The sequence below is a fragment of the Arsenophonus nasoniae DSM 15247 genome (assembly GCF_000429565.1).
GTDB lineage: Bacteria > Pseudomonadota > Gammaproteobacteria > Enterobacterales > Enterobacteriaceae > Arsenophonus > Arsenophonus nasoniae.
The window spans coordinates 1-6,544 of record NZ_AUCC01000116.1 but is presented as its reverse complement, the minus strand read 5'-3'; the positions used below and the strand labels follow the sequence as shown (position 1 = coordinate 6,544).

Sequence of the window (6,544 nt, the reverse complement as noted above, 5' to 3'; positions counted from 1 at the left end):
GTACATAGAGCAGAGTATAAAAGACGAGAAGGGAATTGCCTAGAAATAGAGCGCCTTTGCCGCGATGCTCACGCCAAAGGCGTGCTTATGTTCACTACAAAGCTATTGCGTTATAAAATTTACAATTCATTAAAAAAATTAACAATTACAATTAATTGTGAATTTATTATTAATTATATATAATTGATATGTTGTAACGCTTTATTGATTAGGATTATTGCTATTATTTATTGTGATAAAAAAATAATAAATTATATAAATAAACTGAGCGATTCTGGATAGTTTATTCTGCTAAATTATAAAAATGGAGCTATAAAAAAGTTGGTAATGAAAAGTAAGCGTATAGCCAAAAGTTTTGACCTCAATTATTTAGGTGTAAGAAGTAGAGTGTATGAGAAGTAATGCTTTTGTAAGGGTAGTATCAAACACTTATATGGAGATGATATGCAAAAGTTATTTATGATGTTATTGATGCTGATGATAGTGGGTTGTTCTTCTAAGGCCCCTATCGTTGATAGAGGTGATTATTATATCGATAAATCTTTTTCATCGATAAGCCAAGATGATAGAGTGAAATTTTTAATATTTCATTATACGGCAGTAAATGATGCTCGCTCATTACAGATTTTAACTCAGGCTAAAGTAAGTGCTCATTATCTTATTCCAGAAATACCGAAAATAAAAAGTGGAAAACCGGTTATATTTAATCTTGTTCCCGAGAATAAACGAGCATGGCATGCAGGTTTAAGTAATTGGAATGGTAGGCTTAACCTTAATGATAGTTCTATCGGCATAGAAATAGTCAATAAAGGGTTTACTGAAGATATGCTCGGCGATAAGGTCTGGTATCCTTTTAATGAACAGCAAATTTCCGCTATCATCGTTTTAGCTAAAGATATCATAAAAAGATATAACATAACTCCAGATAATGTTTTAGCACATAGTGATATTGCTCCATTGAGAAAGTATGATCCAGGTAAAAATTTTCCATGGAAACGTTTAGCTGATCTTGGTATTGGAGCTTGGCCAGATGAAATGACGGTTAAGAAATATCTGGCAGGGCGATCACGCTATGCGCCGGCTAGTGTGTCAACTATCCAAAAATATTTACAGAAATATGGTTATGATAAAATTCCACAATCAGGCGAGCTTGATGAGGAAACTCGTAGAACAATTAGTGCATTTCAGCTTCATTTCCGTCCAGCTAATATAAGCGGTAATGCGGATGCTGAAACCGAGGCTATTGTCCGTGCGTTAGTTGAAAAATATAGAAATCAGAGTAGCTAGTCGCTAAAAAAGATTAACGGTTTTATATAACCTAATTGTATTTTATAAATTAAGCCCCTGACAATAGAATATTGATTGTCAGGAGTTTTTATAATTAATAGAGATATATTGGCTATTTTTTATTCATCTAATATTATGTTGTTATTTAGCCAATACGTTATTAAAAGAGTACTTTATAAACGTTGTTATTGATTTTTGCTTAGAATTCTGTCAAATATAGTTGCAACATTTTCTTATATTTACAGTTTTTTTCAAATTCTGCATATTCCAAATATTAAATAACATTGATAATAAAATTTATGAATAAAATAAACATTCATAACAGTAATTTATTTTACATTTATTATAATGATAACGTATTTAAACCAACTTGAAGGTAGTAATAATGAAATTTGTAAAATATGCACTATTATCAATAGCATTAATTTCATTTGGTAGTATGGCTGCTTCTACTCCAATGAACACAAGTAGTCAAACTAATGTTGGACAGAAACAAGTCAAAAATAAACAAATATCTCATACTAGTAAAGTAAAAGCGAAAAAAGCTTCTCATATTAAATCTGGAGCAAAAAAAGCACCAAGTAAAGTCATGACTAAAGCAAATTAATTTTTGGCGATCAGAACAAAAATTAAAATAATGGCCGTCTATAAAAGCGGCCTTTATTTTTGTATTTATCCTTATATAAAAAAATTAAAAGTTATTGATGATGATAGTAACTAATACTGATATTGTTAACTATTGATTAATGATTTTTATTTTATTGATTATTATTAATGCATATGATGAATATTTCTTTCTTGCTATATAAAAATAATAAATTTTATTTTATATGAAATAATTATTATTTTATTATATTTTTTAAAATAGATATAAATATTCATCTTAAGTTATAAGGTGAAAATTTTTTAATGTGGAAAATATAAACCCTATCTTGATATAAAATTGATGGAATTATTTATGTAAAATTTAGTATAAAGAAAAATTATCATAGGTTAGCTGCGTTTAAAAATCTAATTCAATATTAAGTCGATGAATTGCTAAGTTAGGAGAGATAATTGGTTGTGAATTATTTGATAAAATTCCAATAGTTAGATATTAGAAATAAATGAAAATAGAAAAATTTTTTCCTGCGTGAAATATTAATATATTCTTATTATCGGTTAAGGAATTTTGCATTTTTACTGAGGGAAAAAATAATTTTCAATTATAAAACTGGCTTAGAATTAATTAATTTCTGCTAACTCGATAGCGGAGATTATTAGCAAAATAAAAGCTATTTTATCTTATATTGGAATAAATATTGTTGGTACGAATTTATATGAAATGAATTCTGTACTGTTAGTTATACATGCAAATTTTATATAGGATCACTGATAAACAATATGGCCGCAGGGATTAGTTACAATATAGCTTGCGATTTATAGCCTAGGATGGCTCATCCTAATGACTATACGGTTAATAACTTTTTTGATAAATAGACAATATTTATGATCTGAGATTAATTTTTCCCGCCTTTCAGCTTAACATTAAAATCAACATATTAATTTAATTCCATGCAGTGAAATTATTTTAACTAAAAACTATTTATCATGTTTGATTTTTACAGATTAAGGACTGCATATTACCTACGTTCCTCAGTATATCGCAAGGCCAATGTTATTATTTGGTCGTCTAGAAGGTTTCGATATTATCTTACTAAAATTTGATAATATTCATTCTTTGATACGCTATTAAAGAATAGGCTTGATTTTTTAGAGTATTATAAATGCTACCTTAGCTGCTTTAAAAGGGCGGTTTGGTTATTAAAGATAGTATATTTTTTTATAAAAATATCCCAGATAATTTTTATCTGGGATTAATATTAAAATTTATTAAAAATAATAGACTAATCCTAAACCTAAAACATTGTCGGTACTAATGCCATAATTTTCGGTAAATTTATTCTTATCTAATAAATTAATTTTATAATCTAACAATGCAGCAAAATTCTTATTAAAATAGTAGAATGAACCTAGCGATATGAATTTGTTTAAGTAATTATCTCCATATTCGCCAAGATCTTTTCCTTTAGCTTGAATATAAGCTAATGATGGTTTCAAACCATAATCAAATGTATATTGAGCGACAATTTCAAAAGTTTGTGTTTTAGGCGCAATATTGGTATTGGTCGAACCAAAAGGCGTCATATTACGAGTTTCAATATAAGTTGATGCCAAGTAGACGTTATTGGCATTATATTTGGTACCAATACTCCAAGCTTCTGCGCGTTTTCCATTAGCATAGTAATTGGCCATGTCATTATTGACATTATGTGAATTACTATAACTTCCGCCAAAACTTAGCCCAAAATCGGTATTATAAATCACTGATAGACCGTAGCCGTCACCGTTATTTTGCTTGGCTGCACTTACACCTGATTTATTATTAGTTGTATTTTTCCCTTGGTATTGTAATGCAATGTTTAATCCATCAATATAGCCAAAGAAATTGTTGTTTCGATAGGTAAGTAGGTTTCTATTTCTACCGTTCATGTAATTATCAGCCATTGAAATGCCATCATCCCAAAACATCGGCAAAACATCAATCCAACCGTCAATGTGATATAACACACCATAATTAAGGCCATAATCAATAGAACCTAAATATTTATGATTAATTCCAACATAGGCTAATCGATTTTTATCTATATGGTTATCCTCAGTTTTATTAGTCATTGTTTCCCATTCAAATTGACCAAATCCAGTGAGGTTAGCGGAAATTTCGGTGCTGCCTTTGATTCCAACACGAACTCTTGAATCATCCCCGCCACTTTTACCTTTACCAATATGATTTCGTACATCAATTTTTCCATACAGATCTAACTTATTTCCATCTTGATTATATATTTCAGCGGCATTGGCAATATTATTTATGGAAAATACTAACGTTAACAATGCAATACGCCTTATTTTCATTCTATTCATCCTCTTCTCTTGTTGTTTTGTTTTTGTTAATTTTAAGTAATTTAGTATGTTGTAAATATTTTATGTTTTTGTTTCATATAAAGACAATAAAAATATATATATTTATGATCAGGCGCAAAATTTATAGCTAATTGGTATAATTTGTTAAATAAAGAAGCAACAAAAATAACATATTAATATTATAATAAATTGGATTTTTACATTGGAATTATATTTCCTATTATTTTTTATTTTCATAAATTAATTTTATATACTCTATTTTAATTATAATGAATTTTTATTTAGAATTAAAATAGAATTTATTATGATAAATTGACGAAAGGATAAATATGGCAGTTATTTTTTCAATGTTTTTTTATTTTGTTTTCTTTTCTTTACAATAAAATATATTTCTCTTTTTCATATTATTTGTTGGACAATATTCTGCCATAAAGTATCAATAATGAAACTTTGATTATAGTTTAAAATTGACTTTATTTTTTATAACTCTAATATTCCCTATAGATAAAATTAATTAGATTATTTATTTGTTAAGACTTTTATAAATATTTATTTAAAGCAGACAGATAGTTATTTTGAAAGCTTACACATTTTTTTTATTAATATATTTTTTTGTATTGAGTTATGGTTCTAAATTAGTCTCAGATATTAATTTTAGGAGATGGTTTATGATAAAAATGAAAAATCTTATAGTAATGTTTTTTCTTTTTGTAATTTCATTTGGTGTTTTCGCTCAAGAGGTTATTACTGCCTCAGCAATTAGTCTTAATGAGGCCATTGAAAATTTAGAGAATAAAGCGAAAGAGAAAGATTCTACTATTGTGAAAATAACTTCTGCAGGAGGACAAAATTACGTTAGAGCAAGTGCTATCATAGAGGAAAATAAATAATTAGTTGTGTGTGCCTATTATTTACCCTTCGTTTCTTAGTATCCTCTATTATAGGGGATACTATTTTTTATTTAGATAATTCATATTGATAACTATTATCAGAGTTAACGTAGAAACTAAAGATAACTAGATTAACCTATTATTAATATTTGAAAATTATCTATTATACCATTTAACTAAAATGCAACATTTTTAACCGAATTATGGTGTGATACCCTGTCGTCACGATTGAGTTAATGCTATTAACTTATTCTTTATTAGTGAAATTTTATTCTGCCATAATACCACTAACTTCTATTACACAGATTTCTCATGCAAAGAAAATATTAAAATAAAAATATTATAAATATTTATTTTTCCAATGTTCTTTTGTTCATCATGATGATGAACTATTTCATAGAGTAACTTAATGATTTTTTTTGATTATCTTTAACAAATTATTTCTTCTTGTTTGGCAATTAATCATTTAAAAATTCGTTTATTATTAATATTGCATCAAAATTGACTATTATTATTCTTAATCTTAACGAAAGGAATATTGATATGCTTTGGAAGAATACTTCCACCCAGTTTGGTCATATATCAATTTTAATTCACTGGTTGGTCGCGCTTAGTGTGTATGGAATGTTTGCGTTGGGGCTTTGGATGGTATCTTTGAATTATTATGACGCTTGGTATCACAAAGCGCCAGAAATTCATAAGAGTATCGGTTTTGTTTTGTTTTTGCTGATGATATTTCGTGTTCTATGGCGCTTTATTTCACCGCCACCAAAAGCATTAGATAGCTATAGCAACTTAGTAAAAATAAGTTCTACTCTCGTCAAAATTTCTCTTTATTTACTTTTATTTGGCATATTTCTTAGCGGTTATTTAATTTCTACTGCTGATGGTCAGCCTATATCAATATTCGGTTATTTTGAGATCCCGGCAATATGGTCAGATGAGGGCATTCAGGCTGATAGTGCAGGTGTTGTACATCTTTATTTGGCTTGGACACTTATTATTCTTTCAATTCTTCATGCGATTGCAGCATTGAAACATCATTTTATTGATCGTGATGTTACCTTAAAACGCATACTTGGCATTCGTTCATGGTTAGGAAATTGAATCGCTTTTAAAGTGAGTAGCAAAAGCCATCCCTTATTGCAAAAAGGAGATGGGGATCGATTTATTGTGTTTAGTGCCAGTTAACATTTCCTCAGAGAGTGTAATTTCTAACCTGATTTCCTTATTTTAGACACATTGATCCTGCGTTTAGCTGCGTAACCATCGCTTTTTCTCCAGGTTATGCAGTCTTTCTGACAACAATTCCGTTGCTTTTTTACCCATTTGCGCCCCGGTGAAAAGCAGCCTGTCGCCACACAGAATACATTTGTACGGATCGGTACGCAGAAATCCTTTCA

The 6,544-nt window shown here is 28.7% G+C and carries 6 protein-coding genes and 1 pseudogene; 5 read left to right on the top strand and 2 right to left on the bottom strand.

The window, feature by feature from the left end; genetic code table 11:
• The 3 genes from G468_RS24490 to G468_RS0115440 all read left to right on the top strand — a co-directional run.
• The coding region (locus G468_RS24490) for a hypothetical protein (RefSeq protein WP_211229676.1) at positions 1–183 on the top strand (183 nt) is incomplete at its 5' end.
• Between the two features lie 261 nt (positions 184–444).
• Positions 445–1,287: an N-acetylmuramoyl-L-alanine amidase gene (locus G468_RS0115445; RefSeq protein WP_026823835.1), complete on the top strand. Its 843-nt coding sequence runs from the start codon at positions 445–447 to the stop codon at positions 1,285–1,287.
• Between the two features lie 385 nt (positions 1,288–1,672).
• Positions 1,673–1,894, top strand: a complete 222-nt coding sequence (locus tag G468_RS0115440) for a hypothetical protein (RefSeq protein WP_026823834.1) — start codon at positions 1,673–1,675, stop codon at positions 1,892–1,894.
• A gap of 1,265 nt (positions 1,895–3,159) precedes the next feature.
• On the opposite strand, the gene G468_RS0115435 is transcribed toward G468_RS0115440, so the two are convergent.
• Entirely contained in the window at positions 3,160–4,242 is a 1,083-nt protein-coding gene (locus G468_RS0115435) for a porin (protein WP_051297146.1), read from the bottom strand.
• Between the two features lie 677 nt (positions 4,243–4,919).
• On the opposite strand from G468_RS0115435, the gene G468_RS0115430 reads away from it, so the two are divergent.
• Together G468_RS0115430 and G468_RS0115425 are read left to right on the top strand one after the other, a co-directional pair.
• Positions 4,920–5,141, top strand: a complete 222-nt coding sequence (locus tag G468_RS0115430) for a hypothetical protein (RefSeq protein ID WP_026823832.1) — start codon at positions 4,920–4,922, stop codon at positions 5,139–5,141.
• Positions 5,142–5,684: 543 nt separating this feature from the next.
• Complete coding sequence (locus G468_RS0115425) at positions 5,685–6,248, top strand: cytochrome b (protein WP_026823831.1); 564 nt, start codon at positions 5,685–5,687, stop codon at positions 6,246–6,248.
• A gap of 147 nt (positions 6,249–6,395) precedes the next feature.
• Here G468_RS0115425 and G468_RS25465 read toward each other — a convergent pair.
• Positions 6,396–6,544: pseudogene (locus G468_RS25465) on the bottom strand (IS91 family transposase); the annotation flags it as partial.